Genomic DNA, 22,603 nt, shown 5'->3' on the forward strand with positions numbered 1-22,603 from the left:
GCACGCGCTCATATCATGGGCGGATGGGCACACGCGACCGCATCCTCGACGCGGCTGAGCAGGCGATTCACGAGTTCGGCATCGCGGGGGCCACCACCAAACGCATCGCCCAGCGGGCCTCCTGCTCCGAGGCGCTGCTCTACAAGCACTTCGCGAACAAGGAGGAGCTCTTCCTCGCCGTGCTGCTGGAGCGCATGCCCGCGCTCGGCCCTGCCCTGACGAAGCTGCGGCTCGGCGTGGGACAGGGAGATCTCAGGGCCGACCTCGTCGAGTTCACGGGCACGGCCGTGGAGTTCTACACCAGGGCCGCGGCCGTCGCCGGAGGCGTGCTGGGCGATCCGCCGCTCATGGCCGGGTTCAGGAGCATGCTGGCCAAGAACGACCTCGGCCCGCACCTGCCGATCCAGGCGCTGGCCGAGATCCTGCGGGCCGAGCGGCAGGCGGGCCGGATCGAGGCCGGCATCGACCCGGGCGCCGCCGCGTCCCTGCTGATGGGCGCCTGCTTCCACCGGGCGAACCTGGCGCACTTCGTGGACCTGCCCGACGACGACGCCACCTGGGCCGCCACGGTCGTCGACACGCTGTTCAGGAGATGACGCGGCTCTCCCCGCCGTCCACCAGCAGCGAGACCCCGTTCACGAACGACGCCCGCTCGCTGGCCAGGAACGCCACCACGTCCCCCACCTCCTCCGGCCGCCCGATGCGGCCCACCGGCACGCTCTCGCCCCGCTCGCGCAGCGCCTCGTCACCGCCCGACAGCTCGCGCAGCCGCTCGGTCTCGATGGGGCCGGGCATGACGTTGTTGATCCGTACGCCGTCGCGACCCACCTCGCGGGCCAGCGTGCGCACGACGCCGGCCACCGCGGAGCGCATGGCGTTCGACAGCGCCAGGTTGTCCAGCGCCTCCCTGGCCGACCTGCTGGTGATCGTGACGATCCGGCCCCAGCCGCGCGAGCGCATCTCCGGCAGCACCGCGTGCACCAGGCGTACGGTGCCGAGCAGGTTGCGCTGGACGGCCACGTCCCAGTCGTCCAGCCCGACCGCGTCGAACCGGCCCGCCGGCGGCCCGCCGGCGTTCGCGACGAGGATGTCGACCGGCCCGAGCACGTCGCGCGTCTCCTCGGCCACCCGCCGGGCGGCGGCCGGGTCCTCCACGTCGGCCAGCACCGCGTGCACGACCTTGCCGAACTCCTGCAGCTCCACCACCGCGTCCGCGAGCTTCTCCGGGTCGCGGGCGCTGACGCACACGTCGCAGCCCTCCCGCGCCAGGCTCTTGGCGGCGGCGAGCCCGATGCCCGCGCTGCCTCCGGTGACGAGTGCGACCTTGCCAGAGATGCCGAGATCCATAGGGGCGACTATAGATCGTTCGCTCAGGTCAGGGGCACGTGTGCGAGCTTGTCGGGGTTCAGGACGCCGTAGATCTCGCTGATGCGGCCGTCCCGGATGCCGATCATGACGAGCTGCCGGTGCCCGCCCACCTGGGTGGCGACCGCGGGCAGGCCGTTGACCTCCATCATCCGCACTTCCTTGAAGTCGTAGCGCGCCACCAGCCCGAGCAGGAACGAGGAGACCTTGTCCCGTCCGAGGATCGGCCGCAGGGCCGCCCTGACCTTGCCGCCGCCGTCGTTGTAGGCCACGACGTCCTCGTGCAGCAGCTCGGTGAGCGCGGCCAGGTCGCCGTCCCCGGCCGCCCGCATGAACGTCGTCAGCAGCTCCGCGTGCTCCTCGCTGGACGGCCGGAACCGGTCACGCCCCTCGGCCAGCCGCACGGAGGCCCGGTGGTGCAGCTGCCGGGCGTTCGCGACCGAGACGCCGACGATCCCGGCGATCTCGTCGTACGGCAGCTCGAACGCCTCCCGCAGCACGAACACCGCCCGCTCCGGCGGCGAGAGCCGCTCCATCATGTGCAGCGTCGCGTACGACACCGTGTCGCGCAGCTCCGCCGTGTCCAGCGGCCCCGCCTGCGCGGTCTCGACCGGCTCCGGCAGCCACGGCCCGGTGTAGGCCTCCCGCTTGACCCGCGCGGAGCGGAGCTGGTCGAGCGCCAGCCGCGAGACCACGGTCACCAGGAACGCCCGCGGCTCCCTGATCCCGGCGTGGTCGGTGGCCTGCCAGCGCAGCCACGCCTCCTGCACCACGTCCTCGGCGTCCCACATGCTGCCGAGCAGGCGGTAGGCCAGCCCGAGCAGCATCGGCCTGTGCTCCTCGAAGTCGTCCACGATCGGCATCATGCCCTGTCCCCGAGGCGGGCGGCGTCCCGGGGCGCTGGTTTCCCGGCCAACGGGTAGAAAACCAGCGGCAACCATGATGAGCTGGGCAAGTGGCGAGAAATCTGATCCTGTCGGGAGGCCCGTTCCATGACTTCGCCGCCACGTCGGCCGCGCTCGCGGACGTGCTGGCCGAGGTGGGGGTCGAGTCGGAGATCACCGAGGACATCGCGGGCGCGCTCAGCGAGCCGTCGGAGGTCCAGCTCATCACCGTCAACGCGCTGCGCTGGCAGATGACCCAGGACCGCTTCGCCGACCTGCGCGACGAGTGGCGCTTCGCCTTACCGGCGCAGGCCCGCACCACCCTCCTCGACCACCTCGACCGGGGCGGCGGGCTGCTGTGCATGCACTCGGCGTCGATCTGCTTCGACGACTGGCAGGGCTGGCCGCGCGTCCTGGGCGGCTGCTGGACCTGGCCCAAGTCCCACCACCCGCCGCTGGGCTGGACCGGCGTGCGGGTGCACGGCAGGCATCCGGTGGTCGACGGGCTGCGCGACTTCGACCTGGTGGACGAGGTCTACAGCGACCTCGACGTGCTGCCCGACGTCGAACCGCTGGCCTCCTCGAACGGCCAGCCGCTGATCTGGGCGCGGCCGGTGCGGCGCGGACGGGTCCTCTACGACGCGCTGGGGCACGACACGCGCTCCTACGACAACGAGATCCACCGGACGCTGCTGCAGCGGGCGGCGCTGTGGCTGCTCAAGCGGCCGGTCACGATCACGGAGTAGCAGACCAGCCGCTCCACCTGGTCACCTCGACGAGGATGACGGGGCCGGCGGGCCGGCGCTCGCGGTACTGCGCGTACTTGGCCACCAGCGCGTCGAGCGCCCGCTCGCGGTCGTCCCCCTGCTCCAGGACGGCGGCCTGCCCGTCGGCCCGCACCCACCACAGCCGGGTCCAGTCGTCCTCGTAGTGGTCGGCGAGCACGCTCACGGCGGGGTTGGCCCTGATGTGGCTCAGCCGCTTGAGCCGCGTCGTGGTCTTCGGCTTGTGGTCGACCGCCGTCACGATCCTCGCACCCAGCAGCGCGAACGTGATGGGCACCACGCGGGGCGCGCCGTCGGGGCCGACCCAGGCCAGCCGCGCCACCTGCTGCGCGCCGAGCCGCTGGAGATCGCACGTCATGCCGCCATGGTCGCACCACCGGCGTGTCCGGAACCTACAAGACCGGCCGGCGCCGATCTGGGCACGATGACTGCATGAACGTGAACCTTTCCCTGATTCCAGGTTTCCTGGCCGGGCACGGGCGGGTCCTCGACCGCCGCCGCTACGACCTGCTCACCGGCGCGGGCGACGCGGCCGGCGCGCTGGCGGCCCTGGAGGGTTACCGCAACGCCGACGGCGGCTACGGCTGGGGGCTGGAGCCCGACCTGCGCTCGCCCGAGAGCCAGCCGGGCGCGGCGCTGCACGCCTTCGAGGTGTTCGAGGAGGCCGGCCCGGTCACCTCGCCGCACGCCGCGGCGCTGTGCGACTGGCTGGAGTCGGTGACGCTGCCCGACGGCGGGCTGCCGTTCTCGCTGCCGCTGACGCTCTCCACGGCCACCGCCCCCTGGTGGTCGGGCGGCGACGCGGCCACCTCGTCCCTGCAGATCACCGCCATCACCGCGGCCGTCGCGCACCGCGTGGCCGCCCACGACCCGGCCGTGGCCGCGCACCCGTGGCTGGAGAGGGCCACGCGCTACTGCTTCGAGGCGATCCAGGCGCTGGAGGAGCCGCCGCACGCGTACGTGCTGCTGTTCGCGGTGCGCTTCCTCGACTCCGTGTACGACACCAGCCCCCGCGCGGCCGACCTGCTCAAGCGGCTCGCCGCACGCATCCCCGAGGACGGCCGGGTGCCCGTCGCGGGCGGCACCGAGAACGAGGCCCTGCGCCCGCTGGACTTCGCGCCGTTCCCCGGGCGGCCGGTGCGCGACCTGTTCGAGCCCGCGGTGATCGCGGCCGACCTCGTCCGGCTGGCGGGGGAGCAGCGGGACGACGGTGGGTGGACCGTGGACTACGCGCGGATCTCGCCGGCCGGGTCGCTGGAGTGGCGCGGCGCCGCCACGGTCAACGCCGTGCGGATCCTGCGGGCGAACGGGCTCGTCTGAGGCCGGGCTCCCGCCCGGCCGGACGCCGGGCTCGTCGGGTGCCGGGCTCGTCGGGCGCCGGGCTCGTCAGGCGTCGCGAGCTCTGGTCAGCGGGCCAGGCGCCTGGCCGACTCCGACTCCTGGGCCATGCGGCGCAGCGTGTCGAGCGCCCTGCCGTACAGGACGGTGCCGAGCACCAGCGCCTCCACGGCGGCGTCGCGCGGGCCGTCGAACGGGATGCTGCCCATCTCGACCTCCGCCACCAGCTTGCGCGCCACCTCGCCGTACGGCGCCAGATGGACGGGCACGCCGAGCTGGCGCATCCTGACCAGCGTCTGGGTCAGCTCGTCACGGGTGGGCGCGTCGGGATGGACGTCCCACCCGAGCTCCGCGACGAACGTGTCCACCTCGGCGCGGGCGGCCTGCCACTCCTCACCGGGCTCGGGCTCGACGGCCGGGCTGAGCGCCCAGTGAGCGGTCCCCAGCATCTGGTGAACGGGCAGCGACTCGTCCTCGACGGCGGCCACGATCTTCTTGATCGAGGCCACGGAGAGCCGGCCCACGTCGAGCAGGGCCCGGATCAGGCGGAGCCTGCGCAGGTGCGTCTCGTCGTACTCGGCTCTGGTCGCGGCCGTCTGCTCGCCCTGGTGGAGCATGCCTTCGCGCAGGTAGTACTTGATCGTGGGGATGGCCACCCCGGACTTGGCGCTGAGCTCGGAGATCCGCATCGTTAGATAATAAAGCTATCCAGAGCGTGCCAGATGCCGGGCCGCGCTCACGAGCTCGTGCACGTCGGCCTGGCGGTTCCAGAGGAAGACCACCTCCAGCGGCGGCACGTCCTCCTTGATCGGGACGAACACCAGGCTGTCGGGCACCGTGGTGCCCTCGCGCACGCACAAAGCGTAACCCGCGCCGTCCTGCACCATGTTGACGACCAGGTCGTGACCGGCCGCCGACGGGCCCAGGCGGGGGTGCAGGCGCTGGCGTACGAAGGCCTCCAGGAACCGGCGGGCCCCGGCCACGGCGTCGGACTCCGGCATGAGCAGCGGCTCGCCCGCCAGGTCCGACAGCGACAGCGCCTCGTACTGCGCCAGGGGATGCTCGCGGTGCAGCAGCGCGCGCACCGGGAAGCGGTGGATGAGCATGCGGCCCACCCCGCGCGGCAGCGAGCCGGGCGCGTAACCGAGCCCCGCCTGCAGGGCGCCGTCCGCGATCGAGACGATCTGCTCGGCCGTGCCCATGGGCGCCATGCGCAGGCGCCCGGTGTGGAGCTGGGAGAGCAGCCGGGCGGCGACGTCCGCCAGGCCGTCGGCCACGCCGAGGCGGGTGGTCCCGCCCGTGCACCTGGCGGCGGCCACGGCACGCTCGAAGGCGTCGAGGGCGACGGTCGCCTGGGCCAGGAACGCCTCGCCCGCCTCGGTGAGCGTCACCCCGCTCGACGAGCGGCTGAACAGCTCGACGCCGATCTCCCTCTCCAGCGCCCTGAGCTGCTCCGACAGCGTGGGCTGCGCGATGTGCAGCGCGGCGGCGGCCCTGCGGAGGCTGCCTGCTCGTGCGATCGCCATCGCATATCGGACATAGCGCAAATCCATCGCTCACCTCGGCGTCATGATGATGAGCTATCGGTAGATCACACCTCCGTATTACAAGAGGGGCTAGCTTCCGTGAAGATGCCCAGTCACTTAGATGCGCGAATATTTCCGGCTATTCCGTGTTCTGTGCAGGTCAGACTGGCTGTGCGGTAATAATCGCGGATGTCTGGCAAATGTCGCGGCGTGGAAAATACTGCCCTTGTGGCCGCCCGAAATTCCGAGGGGTGAAAGGGTGGCCCGGGAGGGTGCTGTTGCGGCCATGCCAAGCAAGCGCTTGCCCGCACGTGCTGGCGGGGCTAGCGTGGCGGGCGACCGGAACGCGCCGGGGCGGGAGGAGAGGTCATGCAGCCCTTCGCGGGGCGCGCGGCCGTGGCCGGGGTCGGGATGACGGCCCTGAGCAGGCAGTCGGGCCGCAGCGAGCTGGAGCTGGCCACGCAGGCGTGCCGGGCCGCGTGCGCGGACGCCGGGATCACGCCGCGCGAGGTGGACGCCGTCCTCAGCTACCACCTGAACGACTCCGCGCCCGTCGTCCAGGTCGCCAGGGCCCTCGGCGTCGAGCGGCTCGGCTGGCACAACGACATCGCCGGAGGCGGCACCCAGGCGGCCTCGATCCTCGGCGACGCGGCCATGCTCGTCCACAGCGGCCTGGCCCGCAACATCCTCATCTACCGGGCGCTCAACGGCCGCTCGGGCAAGCGCATGAACACCGTCTCCACCGGCCCCCAGGAGCGCTACACGTACGGGCTGGCCGGCCCCATCCCGCTGTTCGCCCTGGCCGCCACCCGCTACCTGCACGACACCGGGCTCACCGCCGAGCACCTGCACGCCGTCGTCGCCCAGTCCAGGCAGAACGCCAAGGCCAACCCCCGGGCCCTGCGCCGCGAGCCGCTCGACCTCGCCGACTACCTGTCCAGGCCGTACGTGTGCACCCCGCTGCGCACGGCCGACTGCTGCCAGGAGACCGACGGGGCGTGCGCCCTGCTGGTCAGCGGCGTGCTGGACGGGCCGCGCGTGCGGGCGGTGGTACGCGGGGGCGGTCCCGGCTGCTCGTCGATGGACCGCGCGCCCGACGTCACGGCGATCTTCTCGGCGTACGTGGCCCCCATGCTCTGGGAGGCGTCCGGCATGCGGCCGCAGGACGTGGACGTGGCGCTGCCGTACGACGCCTACTCGTGGCTGGTGCCCCGGCAGCTGGAGGACTTCGGGTTCGTGGCGCGCGGGGAGCTGGGGGCGTACCTGCTGGAGCGCCGCCACGCCTGGGTGAACCCGCACGGCGGGCTGCTGTCCGAGGGGTACGTGCACGGGCTGAACAACGTGGCCCAGGCCGTGCGCGAGCTGCGCTCGGGAGGCGAGGTGGCGCTGGTGACGGGGTTCGGCGGCAGCTACGGGAGCGCGGCCCTGCTCGTGCGGTGAAATGGGCTGAAATGCTGATGGTTCCCTCGACATGTACGGGGTGTTCCAACCCCGAGACCGAGGAGGCCGACCATGGGGACCGCCCGTGGATGACGACCGGAAGAACCGGTTCGAGGCCATCTACAAACAGACGTACGAACACATACTCGGCTACGCCGTACGCCGCTGCGAGTCCCCCGAGGATGCGGCGGACGTGGTGGCCGAGACGTTCGCCATCGCCTGGCGCCGCTTCGACGCGCTGCCGGCGGGCGGCGAGGCCAGGCTCTGGCTGTACGGCGTCGCGCGGAACGTGCTGGCCAACCACCGCCGCGGCCTGGCCAGGCACCGGCACCGGAGCGTGCGGCTCGACACCGACGTCGCCGACCTGTACGCCCGCTCGCCCGAGCACAGCGCCGAACTGAGCGCGATCGCGCGCACGCTGCGCGAACTGCCCGATGACGACCGCGAGCTGATCTCGCTGGTCGCCTGGGAGGGGCTGGACCCCGGGGAGATCGCCCGGGTCCTGGGCTGCTCGCGCAACGCCGCGCGCATCCGCCTCCATCGCGCCCGCAAGCGCCTGTCCAAGGCACTGTCCAGCGCCGGGATCACGGCCGACGGCTTCGCTGTGGAGTTCATATGAACGAGCTGAGCAACCTCGCCAGGATCCGGGACGAGGAACTGTCCGGTCAGGCGTCCGGCGCGGGGGCGCGGGCGCTGTTCGAGGCGATCACCGCCGAGAGCCCCGAGTCCCTGGCCGCCAGGCCGCGTCGCGGCGCCAGGCGGCTCCTGCTGAGCGTCGCCGCCGCCATGGCGCTGGCAGCAGGGGTAACCCTCGCCAACGTGACGGGAGGCGCCACGGTGTCCTACGCCAGCGCTGAGCTGGACATCACGCAGGAAGGCGGCGAATGGGTGGCCCGGATCAAGGACCCCTACGCCGAGCACGAGAAGTACACCCGGGGTTTCGCGGCCGTGGGGCTGGACGTCCAGGTGCAGATCGTGCCCACCGCGCCGAGCCGGGCCGGGCGGATGCTGCAGATGGGCGGGTCCGGCTCGCGCATCTCGACCGCGACCGAGCCCGAGGGCTGCGAGCCGGGGCGGGCCGGATGCGCCCTGGTGATCAGGGTGCCCGTCGGGTCCGGCGGCGGGGCGTGGGTCAAGTTCGGGCGCCTGGCCAGGCCGGGGGAGGCGTACGACCTTCCCGGGCGGGCCACCGCCAAGGGCGAGCCGCTGGAGGGCGTCAAGGTCAGCGGGCGCACCGTGGGCGAGCTGACCGAGGAGGCCCGCAGGCGGGGCGTGCGGACGGTGTTCCAGGTGATCCGGCCCCGGGAGAACTACGAGGGCTATTCCGTCCGGGCCGGTGACAGCTCGGCCGGGGTCCGGGACGACTGGTTCGTCTGGGAGGCCGAGTCGGTGGCGGCCGGCGTGGTGCGGCTGCTGGTCACCGAGGAGCGCCTGCCGAAGAACCCGGTCTACGGGGACGTGGTGCCGCCGGTCGGGTGACGATCGGCCCGAGGGTTTCGGAGCCCCGGCGGTGGGATCACGTGGTGGTGGTGAAGGCCGGATGCAGGGCTTCGGCCTCCTCGGCGGACAGCACCGCGCGGGCGGCCAGCCACGCCGCCGCCCCCGCCACGTCGCCGGCCACCGCGATCCTGACCGTCCCGCTGGTCCCGTCGGTCGTGCCCGTGGCGGGGATCATGCCGGTCGTGCCGGTCGTGCCGGTCGTGCCGGTCGTGCGGGGCGTGCCGGTCGTGCCGGTCGTGCCGGTCGTGCCGGTCGTGCCCGTCGCCTCGGCCGCGTCGCTCGCCGCGCGGACGGTCCTGCTCGCCAGCAGCTCGATGACGGCCTGCCGCACCGGCCCCTCGCTGGTGAGCACGCTCCCGGCCAGCACCACCGGCCCGGAGCCGTGCACGCTGCGCAAGGTCGCGACCAGGCGGGCCGCGGCCTCGCGCACGATCTTCACCGCCTGCGGGTCGCCCGCCGCGGCCGCCCGGCTGACCAGCGGCGCCAGCTCGGCGAGCGCGAGCGGCGGCCGGGCGTGCACCGCCGCCGCCAGCCGCGCCACCGGATCACTGCCCAGCCCATCGGGCAGCAGGTGCCGCACCACGAGCGCCACCATCCCGCCGCTGCCGCCCGCCACGCCGCCTCCCGCCACAAGCCCGTCACCGGTCGCCGCGCCGCATCGAGCCGCGCCGCCTCTGGCCGCATCGCCTCTGGCCGCATCGCATCCGGGCGCGCCGCATCCGGGCGCATCGCATCCGGCCGCATCGCCTCTGGCTGCGCCGCATCCGGCCGCGCCGCATCCGGCCGCGCCGCATCCGGCCGCGCCGCATCCGGGCGCATCGCATCCGGCCGCATCGCCACCGGCTGTCGCGAGGGCGCGGATGGTGGCGCGGGCGGCGGCGCGGCCGAGCCAGAAGGCCGAGCCCTCGTCCCCGAGCTGCCACCCGAACCCGTCGGCGGTGGCGACCGCCCGATGGTCGATAATTTTTGCCGCGATCGCCCCCGTCCCCGAGATCAGCACGCTCCCGGACGCCGCAGCCGTACCGGCGGCGAAGGCGGTCACGATGTCACCCACGGACGTCACCGGGACCCCGGGCAGCACCTCGCCGAAGACCTGATCCGCCAGCGCCGCACACGCCTCCGGACTGCCCGCCACCCCCACCACCACGGCCTCCACCTGCGCCGGAGCAACCCCACCCGTAGCGGCCCGCACGGCGGCCGCCAGGTTTGCGGCGGCCGGCTCGCGCCCCAGCGCCCCCGGATTGGCCCCGCTCGCGCACCCGCGCCGCACCGGCTCGCCCGCCACGGTGAACAGCGCCGCCCGCGACGACGTGCCGCCGGCATCGACACCCAGAACCAGTCGCATGTCAAAAATTATTGCCGAACCGCCTTGACGGCACCAGCCCCTGAGCATAATTATCACCGCGTGGAACTCCTCAACCGCATCAGAGCCGACCAGCCCGACATGCCCGAGGCCCTGCGCAAGGTGGCCGACGCCATCATGGAAGGCCCCGCGGAAGCCGCCCGGCTGACCATCGTCGACCTGGCCGAGCGGAGCGGGACGTCCACGGCCACCATCACCCGCTTCTGCCGCGCCCTCGGCTTCGCCGGCTACGCCGAGCTGCGCGTGGCCATCGCCACCGAGACCGGCAGGGTCGCCCAGCAGACCTGGGAGACCGACATCGGCCAGGAGATCCTGCCCGACGACAGCCTCGAACGGGTGCTGGGCGTCGTCTCCGGCAACGACATCCGCCTGATCCAGGAGACTCGCGACCAGCTCGACCTGGCCGTGGTGGAGAAGGTCGCGCAGGCGGTGGCCAGGGCGGGGCGGGTGCTGCTGTTCGGGGTGTCGAGCAGCGCCGCCGTGGCCAGCGAGATGGAGTACCGGCTGCAGCGCATGCGCGTACCGACCTGGAGCAGGTCCGACGCTCACAGCGCGCTGACCGACGCGGCGCTGCTCGGCCAGGGCGACGTGGCGATCGGGATCTCCCACAGCGGTAGGACCCGCGAGGTCATCGAGGTGCTGGCGGAGGCGGGCAGCCACGGCGCGATCACCGTGGCCGTCACCTCGCAGCCGAGGTCGCCGCTGGCCGAGGTGGCCGAGCTGGTCCTGACCACGTCCAGCAGGGCGACGAGCTTCCGGTCGGAGGGGTTCGCCGCGATCCACTCGCAGTTGCTGGTGCTCGACGTCGTCTACGTGTCGGTCGCCCAGCGCACCTACGAGCGCACGAAGCAGGCGTTCGACGTCACCGTCAGGGCGGTGGCCGGCCACCGCCTCCCCGCAGGGGACTGAGCCGCCTACCAGAAGGGAAGGTATGACGATCAATCCGAGCGACTTCACCGACCACATCGCCCGTCTCGTACGGACGATCCCGGACGACCCGGAGATCACCCGCGCCGCCGACCTGTTCACCAAGGCCCTGACCGCCGGCGGCGTCATCCAGGCGTTCGGCTCCGGCCACTCCGAGGCCGTCGCGATGGAGATCGCCGGCCGTGCCGGCGGCCTCGTCCCCACCAACCGCCTCGCCCTCAGGGACATCGTCCTGTACGGCGACGCGCCCCGCTCCGAGCTCGACCGCTACGACCTCGAACGCGACCCCTCCATCGCCCGCACCCTGCTCGACCTGGCCCCCGTCCAGCGGCACGACCTGTTCGTCATCATCTCCAACTCCGGCGTGAACGGCGTCGTGGTCGAGCTCGCCACCCTCGTCAAGGAGCGCGGTCACGACCTGATCGCGATCACCTCGCGCGCGCACGGCGAAGCCGCCGCGCCCCGCCACCCCTCGGGCCGCAAGCTCGCCGACCTGGCCGACGTCGTCCTGGACAACCACGCCCCGTACGGCGACGCCGTCCTGCCCCTGCCCGGCGGAGGCGCGACGGGGGCCGTCTCCACGATCACCTCCGCGCTGCTGGCCCAGCTCGTGGTCACGCAGACGGTACGCAACCTGCTCGAAGCCGGTGAGGTGCCACCGGTGTACCTCTCGGCCAACGTCCCCGAGGGCGACGAGCACAACCTGCGCCTGGAGGCCCGGTACGCGGGCCGCATCCGCCGCGGCGCCTGACCTGTACGGCACCACCGCTCTCTTCGGCATGCACTGACATTCGGGGGCCCGCACAACCTGCAAGGAGAACCCCACCCATGTCACGAAATTTCGGAAAACTCCTCGTCTCCTTAGCCCTCCCCGCCATCCTCGTCGCGGTGACCCTGGTCGCCGCCCCGGCCAGCGCCGACCAGGCCGTCCGCCTCCAGTACCGCACCAGCGCCCCCGGCGCCACCACCGCCCAGGCCGAGCCGTGGCTGCGCCTGTTCAACGACGGCACCACCACGGTCCCGCTCAACCAGGTCAAGATCCGCTACTACCTCACCGGCACGGAGACCTACCGCTTCGCCTGCTCCTGGGCCGTGGTCGGCTGCGCCACGATCACCGGCCGGTTCGCCCCGCAGGAAGGCGGCAAGCAGTACCTGGAGGTGGGCTTCACCTCAGGCAGCCTGAGCCCGGGCCAGAACACCAGCGACATGCAGCTCCGCTTCCACCGCGCCGACTGGCAGACGTTCGCCCAGGGCGACGACTACTCCTACGGGCCGAACACCGCCTACACCAACTGGGACAAGATCGCCGTCTACGTGAACGGCCAGCTCGCCTGGGGCAAGCCCACGGGCACCGACCCCGACCCGGACCCCGATCCGACGAACCCCCCGGGCGGCACCGGCGAGCTCTTCGACGACTTCACCTACTCGAGCTCGACCGACCCGCGCCTCGCCCAGCGCGGCTGGACCGTCCGTTCCAGCTCCGGCGGCCCCGGCGTGCCCGGCGCCACCTGGTCGCCCTCGGCCGTCTCGTTCCCCGGCGGCCTGCTGACGCTCGACTCCTCGACGAACGGCATCGCCGCCGGCACCGTGCAGACCGAGCTGTCCACCGCGAGCCGCAAGTTCCACGAGGGCACGTACGCGGCCCGCGTCCGCTTCAGCGACGCCCCCACCGGCGGCCCGGACGGCGAGCACGTGGTGCAGACGTTCTTCACCATCACCCCGCTGCGCTACAACCTGGACCCCGACTACGGCGAGCTCGACTTCGAGTACCTGCCGAACGGCGGCTGGGGCGAGCCGTCGAACATCCTGTACGCCACGAGCTGGGAGACCTACCAGGGCGAGCCGTGGCAGGCCGTCAACACCCACACCGAGGAGCGCACGAGCTTCGCCGGCTGGCACGACCTGGTCATCCAGGTCTCGGGCGGCCGGATCAGGTACTACGTGGACGGCCGCCTGTTCGCCGACCACGGTGACATCTACTATCCCGAGACCCCGATGTGGATCATGTTCAACCAGTGGTTCATCGATCTGCAGAGCGCGACCGGGACCCGTACGTACCGGCAGCAGGTCGACTACCTCTACCACAGCAAGAACGAGGTCGTCCCGCCCGCCACCGTGCTCAGCCGCGTCGCCGCGCTGCGTGCCGCAGGCACCGCGTTCAAGGACACCGTCCCCAACCCGTGACTGAACCCCCGCGCCCGCCCGCGCGGGCGCGGGCACCCCCCGTGAAGAGGAACGCCATGAAACACCGCATCCTGGCCCTGGCGGCCGTGCTGACGCTGAGCGCGTGCGGCACCCCGGCCGAGGAGCCCGAGGCGAGCGGCCCCGCCAAGCTGACCGTCTGGATCATGGACGGCAGCGTCACCGAGGACCTGCTGAAGAAGTTCGAGACCGAGTACGAGGGGGCGCACCAGGGCATCGACCTCGACATCCAGATCCAGGCGTGGGACGGCATCGGCGAGCGCGTCACCGCGGCCCTGGCCAGCACCGACGCCCCCGACGTGATCGAGGTGGGCAACACCCAGGTCGCCCAGTACTCGGCCAGCGGCGGCGTGACCGACCTGACCGCCAAGGTGGGCGACCTGAAGGGCGCCGACTGGCTGCCCGGCCTGGCCCAGCCGGGGAACATCGACGGCAAGCAGTACGGAATCCCCTGGTACGCCGCCAACCGCGTGGTCGTCTACAACAAGGACCTGTTCGCCTCGGCAGGCATCTCGAAACCCCCGGCGACTCGCGACGAATGGCTGGAAGTCACGAAAAAGCTCAATAAGGACGGCAATCAGGGCATCTACCTCACCGGCCAGACCTGGTACGCCCTGGCCGGCTTCATCTGGGACGAGGGCGGCGACCTGGCGATCCAGGAGGGCGGCAAGTGGAAGGGCGCCCTCGACACGCCCCAGGCCCTGGCCGGCATGGACTTCTACAAGCAGCTCCAGGCCCTCGGCAAGGGCCCCAAGGACGCCGACGAGGCGAACCCGCCCCAGCACGAGGTGTTCGCGCAGGGCAAGGTCGCCCAGATCATCGCCGTCCCCGGCGTCGCCGCCCGCGTCCTGGAGGTGGACGCGAAGCTCAAGGACAAGATGGGCTTCTTCCCCATCCCGGGCAAGACGGCCGACAAGCCGGGCACGGTGTTCACGGGCGGCTCCGACCTCATCATCCCGGCCGCCTCGCAGCGCCAGGAGGAGGCGTACGAGCTGGTCAAGGCCCTGGCCGGCGAGCAGTTCCAGACGGAGCTGGCCAAGGCCATGAGCTTCGTGCCGAACCGTACCTCGCTGGCGGGAGTGCTGTCGGGCGACGAGGGCACCGCCGCCATGGCCGAGGCCGCCGCCAACGGCCGCGCCACCCCGAACACCCCCAACTGGGCCGCCGTCGAGGCCACCGCCGTCATCAAGCAGTACATGACGGCCGTCCTCACCGGAGCCGACCCGGCGGCGGAGGCACGCAAGGTCTCGGAGTCGATCACCACGACCCTGAACAGCGGATCCTGATGCGGACCCGTTCCCCCTGGCCCTACCTGCTCATCGCACCCACGGTGGCAGGCGGGGCCTTCCTCCTGCTCTATCCGCTGCTCAAGGCGGCGGTGATCTCGTTCCAGCACTTCCGCATGGGTGAGCTGATCAGAGGCGGGGCCGCGTTCGCCGGCCTGGAGAACTACGCCGAGCTGCTGTCGGGCGAGGAGTTCTGGCAGGTGCTGGCACGCACCCTCGCCTGGACCGCGATCAACGTGGTCCTCATCGTCGGGCTGGCCACCGGGATCGCGCTGATGCTCCCGCGCCTGCGCCGCGGCCTCCGGCTGGCGCTGATGAGCGCCCTCGCCCTGGCCTGGGCCACGCCGATCATCGCGGCCACCACCATCTTCCAGTGGCTGTTCCAGTCGGAGCTGGGAGTGGTGAACTGGCTGCTGGTCACGCTCGGCTTCGACTCCTTCCGCGGCTACACCTGGTTCGCGGACGGCACGGCGACGTTCGCCGTGCTCGTGATCCTCGTCGTGTGGCAGTCCGTCCCGTTCGCCGCGCTCACCCTCTACGCCGGGCTCACCACCATCCCCGTGGAGCTCTTCGAATCGGCCAGGATCGACGGCGGCACCGGCTGGCAGGTGTTCTGGAAGGTCACGTTCCCCATGCTCAGACAGCTCTTCGCCCTCGTCGCCTCGCTGGAGGTGATCTGGGTGGCCAAGTGCTTCCCCCAGATCTGGGTGCTCAGCCAGGGCGGCCCCGACGGCGCCACGACCACCCTGCCGGTGTACGCGTTCAAGGTCGCCCGCGTCCTGCACCGCTACGACCTCGGCTCGGCGGTCGCCATGCTGACGGTCATCCTCCTGGCCGTCGCCCTGATCGCCAACCTGCGCCGGATGGTGCGCTCATGAAGCGACTGCTGCTGAACGCCTCGGCCGTGGCGGTCCTCATCGTGACGATCTTCCCGGTCTACTGGATGTTCCTGACCGCCTTCAAGCCCACCCGCGACATCCAGTCGGACACCCCGACCTTCTGGCCGGCCGACCCCACCCTCGACCACTTCGTCACCGCCGTGAACGCCCCGGACTTCTGGACCTACTGGCGCAACAGCCTGCTCGTCACCGCGGGCGCGGTGCTGGTCGCCCTGCTGGTGGCGCTGATGGCGTCCTTCGCGGTGGCCCGGATGCGGTGGCGGGGCCGGGGCGCGTTCGTGGTGGCGGTCTTCGCGGCGCAGATGGCGCCGTGGGAGGCGCTGCTGGTGCCGGTCTTCATCATCGCCCGCGACACGGACCTGCTGGACTCGCTGGCCATGCTGACCGGCGTGTACTTCATGATCACGCTACCGTTCACCATCGTCACCCTGCGCGGCTTCCTGGCCGCGATCCCGCCGGAGCTGGAGGAGGCGGCCCAGGTGGACGGCTGCAGCCGCCTGGTGGCCTTCCGGCGCGTGGTCTTCCCGCTCCTGGCGCCCGGCCTGATGGCCACCTCCCTGTTCGGCTTCATCACGGCCTGGAACGAGTTCGCGTTCGTCAACGTGCTCATCATCAAGGACCAGGACAAGCGCACGCTGCCGGTGTGGCTGTCGTCCTTCAGGGACGTCTTCGGCACGGACTGGGGCGCCACCATGGCCGCCGCCAGCCTGTTCGCCCTGCCGGTACTGCTGCTCTTCCTGTTCCTGCAACGCCACGTCGGGACGGGGATGACGGCGGGGGCGGTCAAGGGGTGAGGGATGCCCCAGGGGGTGGCCAGGCTCACGCCTGGGGCCATGACTCCTTGGGGGAGACGTAGCTGCCGCGCTGGGCGACGGTGTAGATCCAGCCCTGCTCGCGCAGGACCGCCATGGCCCGCCGCACCGTCTCGCGCGCCACGCCGTACTGCTTCACCAGCGCCGTCTCGCCCGGGATGGGCCGTCGCGGCAGGTACTTGCCTGCCTTGATCTGCTCGGCGATCTCTCTGGAGATCTGCAGGTAGAGCGGCTCCTTGCGCTTCAGGCGCGGCCCGTCCGCCGACGGCCCGACGAAGGCACCCTCTCCCTGGACGGTGTAGACCAGCCCCTCCTCGCGCAGCACGTGGACCGCCCGCCGCGCGGTGGTCCTGGCCACGCCGAACTCCTCCTGGATCTCCGCCTCGCTCGGTATCGGGTGCCCGGCGGAGAGCCCGGCGACCCGGTCCCGGAGGATGTCGGCGATCTGGAGGTAGATGTGGGTGTCCCCTTCGTAGTCGAGCACGTAAGAAACATAGGCCAAGGCGGGGCAAGAGCGCTCAAATCAAATCATCTATTCAGACGAAGCACCCGCTACATGAAGACAAGACCAGACGACCAGTCGTCGCCGTCCATTACGATCGCTCCATGCGCAGCGCAGACGACACGGTCGACGGCGAGGACGTGCGCCGGCTCGTCGCCCTGGCCATCGGCACCCTCAGGCACGGCGACCCCCGGTTGTGGGAGGCCAGGGCGGGCACGCTGGAATGGACGTGCTGGGAGACGTACGAGCACCTGGCCGGCTGCCTGTTCACCTACGCCGCGAGGTTCGGGCTCGCCACGCCCCCGGCATCCTCGTTCCTGCCCTGGCGGGAGATCCGCGACCGGGAGGACGGGCCGGCGAGGGTCCTCGCCGTCGACCGTTCCTCGGGCCCGGACGGCCTGCTGGCCATCGTGGAGGCGTGCGGTGGACTGCTCGCGTCCGTGGCGCGCACCGCCGATCCGGCCGCCGTCGCCCACCACGTCTTCGGGCCCGCTGATCCGGCGGGCTTCGCCGCGATGGGCGTGGTCGAGACGCTCGTGCACACCCACGACGTCGCTCAGGGGCTGCGCCTGGAGTGGTCGCCGCCGGGTGACGCCTGCGAACGGGTGCTGAAGAGGCTCTTCCCGCACGTCATCATCGATCGGGACGCGTGGGAGGCGCTGCTGTGGGCGACCGGGCGCATCGCTCTCCCCGATCGCCCCCGGCTGGCCGAGTGGCGCTGGTACAACGAGCGGTCAGGCGCCGGCGGTGAAGGCCGGGTGCAAGGCCCTGGCCTCGGATGACGGCAGCAGGGGTCGGGCCGACAACCAGGCCGCCGCGCCCGCCGCGTCCCGCGCCGTGCTGACCGTCTCGCCCGACAGCAGCTCCAGCACGGCCTCCCGTACGGGACCGTCGCTCGTCAGCACGCTGCCCGCGAGCACCACCGGCCCCGACACGTGCACCCGGCGCAGGGTCGCCACCAGGTGGTCGGCGGCCTCATGCGCGATCTTGACCGCCAGCGGGTCACCTGCCTCGGCCGCCTGGCTCACCAGCGCGGCCAGCGCGGCCAGCCGCATGTGGTCGGCCTGGGCCAGGCGGACGATGCGGGCGCCGGCGGCGCGCGGCGTGGCGGGCCGCTCGGCGCCGAGGAAGTGCCGCCCGACGAGGGTGAGGAGCAGGCCCTCGCCGCCGGGCGCCCGCCGCGGGCCGGAAGGCTCGGCGGGCGCGTCGGGGAGCAGGGACGAGACCGGCAGCCCCCGGTCCATGGCCTCGACCACGGCCTTGGCGGCCTCCCGGCCGATCCAGAAGCCGGAGCCCACGTCGCCGAGCAGCCAGCCCATGGCGTCGGCGGTGTGCGCCAGTTCGTAGCCCACGATCCGGGCGGCGCCCGCGCCCGTACCGGACAGCAGCAGCGAACCGTCGGGCTCGGCGGAGCCGGCGGCGTAGGCGATGGTCAGGTCGCCCTCGTACCGCGGACCCCGTGCGATCCCGTGCGCGGCCCAGAGCCGCGCCAGCTCGGGGACCATCTCGGCGACGTCCCCCGCCATGCCGACCATCGACGCGACCACGCGCTGCCCGCCGCCGGGCGGGAGGGCCGCCGTCAGCGCCTCCCCGAGGGAGGCCACGGCCTTGCCGAGCCCGTGGGCGGTCGGATTGCCCGCCCCGGCCCGCGCGTACCCGACCCGGGTGCCGTCCAGCGCGTGCACGGCGACCCGCGTGGAGGTGGCGCCCGCATCGACGCCGACCACTAGCGATTGCGTCACGGTCCGAGTCTGGGGGTTGACGCGACCAAGAAGCAAGAATAATTTTCGCCAGAAGACCGGGTATTCGGAAGGAATATTCGTGACTTCAGGAGCGCTCGCGCGCGTCGAAACGGAACTACCCGGTTTGCCGGAGGCCCTGCGCAGGGTCGGCGAGGTCATTCTCGGCGACCCGGCCGAGGCGGCCCGGTCGACCATCATCGCGCTGGCCGAGCGGGCGGGCAGCTCGCCCGCCACCGTGACCAGGTTCTGCCGGGCCTTCGGGTTCTCCGGGTACGCCGAGCTGCGCGTGGCCCTGGCCACCGAGACGGGCAGGGCCGCGCAGGCGGGCTGGGGCGCGGGCGTCGGGCACGAGATCGGCCCCGACGACCCGCTCGACGCCGCCATCGAGGTGATGGCCGCCGCCGACACCAGGCTCATCCAGGACACCGCCGCCGGGCTCGACCCCGACGTGGTCGCCCAGGTGGCCGACGCCATCGTGGCCGCGCCCCGCGTCCTCCTGGTAGGGGTCTCCACCAGCGGCAACGTCGCGACCATGCTGGAAGGCCGGCTGCGCCGCATCGGCATCCCCGGCTGGAGCGCGGGCGACGCGCACGTGGCGCTGTCGGAGGCGGCGCTGCTGAAGGACGGAGACGTGGCCATCGGCATCAGCCACCGGGGACGGACGCGCGAGGTCATGGAGGCGCTGGCCGAGGCCGGCAGCCACGGCGCGCTCACCGTCGCCGTCACCTCCTTCGCCCGCTCGCCGCTCGCCGAGCTGGCCGACCTGGTGCTGACCACCGCGAGCAGGGAGACCACGTTCAGGCTCGGCGGGCTGGCCGCCGTGCACTCGCAGCTGTTCGTGCTGGACGCCGTGTACGTGGCGGTCGCGCAACGCACCTACGAGCGCACGAACGAGGCGTTCGAGCGCACGATCAGCGCCGTGGAGAGCCATCGGGTGGAGAGGGGCCCATGACGTACGCAACCAAGGTCCTCGATCTGGCGCGCCAGGTCGCGGAGAGCCAGGCGGAGCCGGTGAGCCGGGCGGCCGCGCTGCTCGTCACGTCCATCAGGGCGGGCGGCGTGGTAAACGCTTTCGGTTCAGGGCATTCCGAGGCCATCGCCATGGAGATCGCCGGGCGCGCGGGCGGCCTCGTCCCGAGCAACCGCCTGAGCCCCAGGGACCTCGTCCTGTACGGCGGGCAGCCGCCGAGCGTGCTCACCCCGGAGCTGGAACGGGACCCGGCGGTCGCGCGGCAGATCTACGACCTGGCGCCGGTCGCGCCCGAGGACGTGTTCGTGCTGGTGTCGAGCTCCGGCGTGAACGGCACGGTCGTCGAGCTGGCCAAGATCGTCAAGGACCGCGGCCACCCGCTGATCGCGATCACCTCGGTCGAGCACAGCACCCGCATGACCTCCCGCCACCCGTCGGGCAGCAAGCTGCTCGACCTGGCGGACGTCGTGCTCGACAACGGCGCGCCGTACGGGGACGCCATCCTCGACCTGCCCGGCGGCGGCAGCTACGGTGCGGTTTCCACGATCACCTCGGCGCTGCTGGCGCAACTGGTGGTCACCGAGGCGGTGGACGCGCTCGTCGCGCTCGGCGAGACACCGCCCATCTACCTGTCGGCCAACGTGACCGGCGGCGACGAGCACAACCAGGCTCTGGAGACCCGCTACGCCGGGCGCATCAGACGCGGAAAATGAAAGGTCAGGAGTAGTCACCATGGCTAACACCCCCCATATCAGCAGGCGCGAACTCCTTCGCGGCGCGGCTCTCGTGCCCGTCGCGGGCGCGCTGGCCGCATGCGCGACACCGGCGGCCCCGCCCGCGTCGTCGAGCTCGGCGGCCCCGGCCGCGACCAGCGCGGCCAACCCGTTCGGCGTGGACGCCAAGAAGCCGCTGGAGGTGTGGATCTTCGACGGCGGCTTCGGCCAGCAGTACGCCACCGACATCCACCAGCCGCTGTTCAAGAGCAAGTACGCCGGCATCGAGGTCAAGCACAACTCGACCAAGGAGATCACGAAGGTCCTCCAGCCGCGCTTCGCCGGCGGCAACCCGCCCGAGGTCATCGACAACTCCGGCGCCAACAAGATGGACTTCGGCGCCCTGGCCCAGGACGGCCAGCTCCAGGACCTGAGCCCCCTGCTCGACGCGCCCTCCTGGGACGACCCCAACGTCAAGGTGCGCGACACCATCGACCCGTCCGTCATCGAGATCGGCACCTACGACGGCAAGTTCAGCGTCCTGGGCTACGTCAACTACATCTTCGGCATCTGGTACTCGCAGAAGGCCTTCAAGGACAACGGCTGGGAGACCCCCAAGACCTGGGACGAGTTCCTCGCCCTGTGCGAGACCATCAAGAAGTCCGGCAAGATGGCGCCCTTCACCTACGCGGGCAAGCACCCGCAGTACGCCTACGAGCCGCTGCTCACCATGGCCGCGAAGATCGGCGGCAAGGAGGTGCTCGTCAACCTCGACAACCTCGAGGACGGCGCCTGGAAGCAGGAGGCACTCAAGACCGCGGCCGAGAACATGGCCGAGGTGGGCGCCAAGTACCTCCTGCAGGGCACCGCCGGCCTCGACCACGTGCAGACGCAGACCGCGCAGAACAAGTACCAGGTCGCCATGCTCCCCAGCGGCTCCTGGCTGGAGAACGAGCAGAAGTCGACCACGCCCGAGGGCTTCGACTACGCGATGTTCCCCATCCCGGACATCACGGGCTCCGACGCGATGCCGTACGGCACGCTGCACACCCAGCCGGGCGAGGAGTTCATGGTCTCCGCCAAGAGCGCCCACCCGCAGGCGGGCATGGAGTACCTACGGGCCATGCTCTCCAAGAAGGCGGCCGGCGAGTTCAGCACCCTGGTCAAGACGGTCACCGTGGTCAAGGGCGCCAGCGAGGGCCTGACGATCTCGTCCGGCGTGACCAGCGCCTCCGCGGCGGTCGCGGCGGCGGGCGCCAACACCGTCTACTACCGCGGTTTCGGCTGGTACGGCCCCCTCAACGACGAGGCCAAGGCCGCCACCGGCGAGCTCATGACCGGCGGCCTGACCCCTGACGCCTACCTCGAGCGCATGCAGAAGAAGGCCGACGAGATCAAGAAGGACTCCTCGATCAAGAAGTACCAGCGCTGATGCTCTTCAACAGATATCGCCGTGGGCTGTTCATCGCCTCGTTCCTGGCAGCCCCGGTGATTCTCTACCTCATCTACGTGATCTCGCCGAACATCCAGGCGTTCTACATGGCGATGACCGACTGGCGCGGCGTGACCGCCACGCCCAACTTCATCGGCCTGGAGAACTTCCAGCGGGTGCTCGGGGACAGCGTCTTCTGGAAGGCCGTCACGCACAACATCGGCCTGCTGGTGTTGTTGCCGGCGATCACCATCGTCATCGCCCTGTTCTTCGCCTATCTGTTGAACCTGGGCGGCAGCAAGGGGGTGTCGGGGATCCGCGGGTCCACCTTCTACCGGGTGGTCTTCTTCTTCCCGCAGGTCCTCGCGGTCACGATCGTGGCCGTCCTGTTCCAGCAGGTGTTCCGGCCCGACGGCAGCGGCATGCTGAACGGGCCGCTGATGGCGCTGGGCATCGAACCGATCGGCTTCCTGTCGGACTCGGGCATCGCGTTCTGGTCGGTGCTCGGCGTCCTGGTCTGGCAGGCCGTCGGCTTCTACGTCGTGCTCTTCTCGGCCGGCCTGGCGGGCATCCCGAGGGACGTGTTCGAGGCCGCGCAGATCGACGGGGCCAACCGGTTCACCCTGTTCTTCCGCATCACGCTCCCGCTGCTGTGGGACACCGTGCAGGTCGCCTGGGTCTACCTGGGCATCCTGGCCATGGACGCCTTCGCGATCGTCTGGGTGATGACCCTCCAGCAGGGCGGCCCCGACTGGTCGACCACGGTCATGGCGGCCGAGATCTACCGGAACGCCTTCGGGTACTTCCGTTTCGGATACGCCTCCGCCCTCGGCGTGGTGATGTTCCTCTTCACGGTGGGCTTCGCGATCCTATCGCTGCGCCTGTCGCGGCGCGAACGAATCGAGTACTGAGAGATG

General features: G+C 71.6%; 25 protein-coding genes. 17 read left to right on the top strand and 8 right to left on the bottom strand.

The genetic code is table 11. The features are described 5' to 3' along the window. Positions 1-23: 23 nt before the first annotated feature. Entirely contained in the window at positions 24-596 is a 573-nt protein-coding gene (locus AB0I79_RS10520) for a TetR/AcrR family transcriptional regulator (protein WP_357869949.1), read from the top strand. On the opposite strand, the gene AB0I79_RS10525 is transcribed toward AB0I79_RS10520, so the two are convergent. Beyond that, positions 586-1,347, bottom strand: a complete 762-nt coding sequence (locus tag AB0I79_RS10525; RefSeq protein WP_357869952.1) for an SDR family oxidoreductase — start codon at positions 1,345-1,347, stop codon at positions 586-588. The two genes, AB0I79_RS10520 and AB0I79_RS10525, sit on opposite strands and share 11 nt — an antisense overlap. Before the next feature lie 23 nt (positions 1,348-1,370). After that, positions 1,371-2,231 carry an RNA polymerase sigma-70 factor gene (locus AB0I79_RS10530; RefSeq protein ID WP_357869954.1) on the bottom strand — a complete coding sequence of 287 codons (861 nt, stop codon included), beginning with the start codon at positions 2,229-2,231 and terminating at the stop codon, positions 1,371-1,373. A gap of 89 nt (positions 2,232-2,320) precedes the next feature. Between AB0I79_RS10530 and AB0I79_RS10535 the strand changes: the two genes are divergently transcribed. Further along, a complete protein-coding gene (locus tag AB0I79_RS10535; RefSeq protein ID WP_357869957.1) occupies positions 2,321-2,995 on the top strand; it encodes a ThuA domain-containing protein in 675 nt (224 codons plus the stop codon). Here the strand turns inward: AB0I79_RS10535 and AB0I79_RS10540 are convergent. Continuing rightward, positions 2,985-3,392: a TIGR03668 family PPOX class F420-dependent oxidoreductase gene (locus tag AB0I79_RS10540; protein WP_357869960.1), complete on the bottom strand. Its 408-nt coding sequence runs from the start codon at positions 3,390-3,392 to the stop codon at positions 2,985-2,987. The two genes, AB0I79_RS10535 and AB0I79_RS10540, sit on opposite strands and share 11 nt — an antisense overlap. 74 nt (positions 3,393-3,466) lie before the next feature. Between AB0I79_RS10540 and AB0I79_RS10545 the strand changes: the two genes are divergently transcribed. Continuing rightward, a complete protein-coding gene (locus AB0I79_RS10545) occupies positions 3,467-4,354 on the top strand; it encodes a hypothetical protein (protein WP_357869963.1) in 888 nt (295 codons plus the stop codon). An 86-nt stretch (positions 4,355-4,440) separates the two neighbouring features. Here the strand turns inward: AB0I79_RS10545 and AB0I79_RS10550 are convergent, their stop codons facing one another. Together AB0I79_RS10550 and AB0I79_RS10555 are read right to left on the bottom strand one after the other, a co-directional pair. Next, complete coding sequence (locus tag AB0I79_RS10550; protein WP_357869966.1) at positions 4,441-5,061, bottom strand: MerR family transcriptional regulator; 621 nt, start codon at positions 5,059-5,061, stop codon at positions 4,441-4,443. Positions 5,062-5,076: 15 nt separating this feature from the next. Continuing rightward, positions 5,077-5,925 (bottom strand): LysR family transcriptional regulator, encoded by an 849-nt coding sequence (locus tag AB0I79_RS10555; protein ID WP_357869969.1) that lies wholly within the window; start codon positions 5,923-5,925, stop codon positions 5,077-5,079. A 342-nt stretch (positions 5,926-6,267) separates the two neighbouring features. Here AB0I79_RS10555 and AB0I79_RS10560 point away from each other — a divergent pair, with 342 nt between their 5' ends. From AB0I79_RS10560 to AB0I79_RS10570, 3 genes are all read left to right on the top strand, one after another. Further along, on the top strand, positions 6,268-7,338 hold the full coding sequence (locus tag AB0I79_RS10560; RefSeq protein ID WP_357869972.1) for an acetyl-CoA acetyltransferase: 1,071 nt from the start codon (positions 6,268-6,270) through the stop codon (positions 7,336-7,338). Between the two features lie 85 nt (positions 7,339-7,423). Further along, the gene (locus AB0I79_RS10565; RefSeq protein ID WP_357869975.1) at positions 7,424-7,957 is read left to right on the top strand and encodes an RNA polymerase sigma factor; all 534 of its coding nucleotides are present in this window, start codon (positions 7,424-7,426) and stop codon (positions 7,955-7,957) included. After that, entirely contained in the window at positions 7,954-8,817 is an 864-nt protein-coding gene (locus tag AB0I79_RS10570) for a hypothetical protein (protein ID WP_357869978.1), read from the top strand. Before AB0I79_RS10565 ends, AB0I79_RS10570 begins: the two co-directional genes overlap by 4 nt. Before the next feature lie 37 nt (positions 8,818-8,854). Here the strand turns inward: AB0I79_RS10570 and AB0I79_RS10575 are convergent, their stop codons facing one another. Beyond that, positions 8,855-10,183: a BadF/BadG/BcrA/BcrD ATPase family protein gene (locus tag AB0I79_RS10575; protein ID WP_357869981.1), complete on the bottom strand. Its 1,329-nt coding sequence runs from the start codon at positions 10,181-10,183 to the stop codon at positions 8,855-8,857. Between the two features lie 60 nt (positions 10,184-10,243). Between AB0I79_RS10575 and AB0I79_RS10580 the strand changes: the two genes are divergently transcribed. The 6 genes from AB0I79_RS10580 (at position 10,244) to AB0I79_RS10605 (ending at position 16,309) form a co-directional block, all read left to right on the top strand. Continuing rightward, a complete protein-coding gene (locus tag AB0I79_RS10580; RefSeq protein ID WP_357869984.1) occupies positions 10,244-11,110 on the top strand; it encodes a MurR/RpiR family transcriptional regulator in 867 nt (288 codons plus the stop codon). Between the two features lie 22 nt (positions 11,111-11,132). Then, entirely contained in the window at positions 11,133-11,879 is a 747-nt protein-coding gene (locus AB0I79_RS10585) for an SIS domain-containing protein (protein ID WP_357869987.1), read from the top strand. Between the two features lie 77 nt (positions 11,880-11,956). Then, positions 11,957-13,312 carry a cellulose binding domain-containing protein gene (locus tag AB0I79_RS10590; protein ID WP_357869990.1) on the top strand — a complete coding sequence of 452 codons (1,356 nt, stop codon included), beginning with the start codon at positions 11,957-11,959 and terminating at the stop codon, positions 13,310-13,312. Between the two features lie 56 nt (positions 13,313-13,368). Continuing rightward, a complete protein-coding gene (locus AB0I79_RS10595; protein ID WP_357869993.1) occupies positions 13,369-14,616 on the top strand; it encodes an extracellular solute-binding protein in 1,248 nt (415 codons plus the stop codon). Further along, the gene (locus AB0I79_RS10600; RefSeq protein ID WP_357869996.1) at positions 14,616-15,494 is read left to right on the top strand and encodes a sugar ABC transporter permease; all 879 of its coding nucleotides are present in this window, start codon (positions 14,616-14,618) and stop codon (positions 15,492-15,494) included. Before AB0I79_RS10595 ends, AB0I79_RS10600 begins: the two co-directional genes overlap by 1 nt. Continuing rightward, a complete protein-coding gene (locus AB0I79_RS10605) occupies positions 15,491-16,309 on the top strand; it encodes a carbohydrate ABC transporter permease (RefSeq protein WP_357869999.1) in 819 nt (272 codons plus the stop codon). The genes AB0I79_RS10600 and AB0I79_RS10605 overlap by 4 nt, the downstream gene beginning before the upstream one ends. A 25-nt stretch (positions 16,310-16,334) precedes the next feature. Here AB0I79_RS10605 and AB0I79_RS10610 read toward each other — a convergent pair whose 3' ends face one another. After that, positions 16,335-16,811, bottom strand: coding sequence for a GntR family transcriptional regulator (locus tag AB0I79_RS10610; protein ID WP_357870002.1), 477 nt, complete (start codon positions 16,809-16,811; stop codon positions 16,335-16,337). A gap of 122 nt (positions 16,812-16,933) precedes the next feature. On the opposite strand from AB0I79_RS10610, the gene AB0I79_RS10615 reads away from it, so the two are divergent. Then, on the top strand, positions 16,934-17,611 hold the full coding sequence (locus AB0I79_RS10615; protein WP_357870005.1) for a hypothetical protein: 678 nt from the start codon (positions 16,934-16,936) through the stop codon (positions 17,609-17,611). On the opposite strand, the gene AB0I79_RS10620 is transcribed toward AB0I79_RS10615, so the two are convergent. Next, on the bottom strand, positions 17,564-18,571 hold the full coding sequence (locus AB0I79_RS10620; protein ID WP_357870007.1) for a BadF/BadG/BcrA/BcrD ATPase family protein: 1,008 nt from the start codon (positions 18,569-18,571) through the stop codon (positions 17,564-17,566). The two genes, AB0I79_RS10615 and AB0I79_RS10620, sit on opposite strands and share 48 nt — an antisense overlap. A 79-nt stretch (positions 18,572-18,650) precedes the next feature. Between AB0I79_RS10620 and AB0I79_RS10625 the strand changes: the two genes are divergently transcribed. Genes AB0I79_RS10625 through AB0I79_RS10640 form a run of 4 tightly spaced genes read left to right on the top strand, consistent with a single transcriptional unit; the run spans position 18,651 to position 22,597 of the window. Beyond that, positions 18,651-19,523 carry a MurR/RpiR family transcriptional regulator gene (locus AB0I79_RS10625; protein WP_357870011.1) on the top strand — a complete coding sequence of 291 codons (873 nt, stop codon included), beginning with the start codon at positions 18,651-18,653 and terminating at the stop codon, positions 19,521-19,523. Continuing rightward, a complete protein-coding gene (locus AB0I79_RS10630; RefSeq protein WP_357870015.1) occupies positions 19,520-20,254 on the top strand; it encodes an SIS domain-containing protein in 735 nt (244 codons plus the stop codon). The genes AB0I79_RS10625 and AB0I79_RS10630 overlap by 4 nt, the downstream gene beginning before the upstream one ends. A 19-nt stretch (positions 20,255-20,273) precedes the next feature. Further along, the gene (gene ngcE / locus AB0I79_RS10635; protein ID WP_357870018.1) at positions 20,274-21,686 is read left to right on the top strand and encodes an N-acetylglucosamine/diacetylchitobiose ABC transporter substrate-binding protein; all 1,413 of its coding nucleotides are present in this window, start codon (positions 20,274-20,276) and stop codon (positions 21,684-21,686) included. Further along, positions 21,686-22,597, top strand: coding sequence for a sugar ABC transporter permease (locus AB0I79_RS10640; protein ID WP_357870021.1), 912 nt, complete (start codon positions 21,686-21,688; stop codon positions 22,595-22,597). Before ngcE ends, AB0I79_RS10640 begins: the two co-directional genes overlap by 1 nt. Positions 22,598-22,603: the final 6 nt, after the last annotated feature.

Origin of the sequence: Nonomuraea sp. NPDC050202 (assembly GCF_040656115.1) — a bacterium.
In the GTDB taxonomy this organism is placed as follows: Bacteria; Actinomycetota; Actinomycetes; order Streptosporangiales; family Streptosporangiaceae; genus Nonomuraea.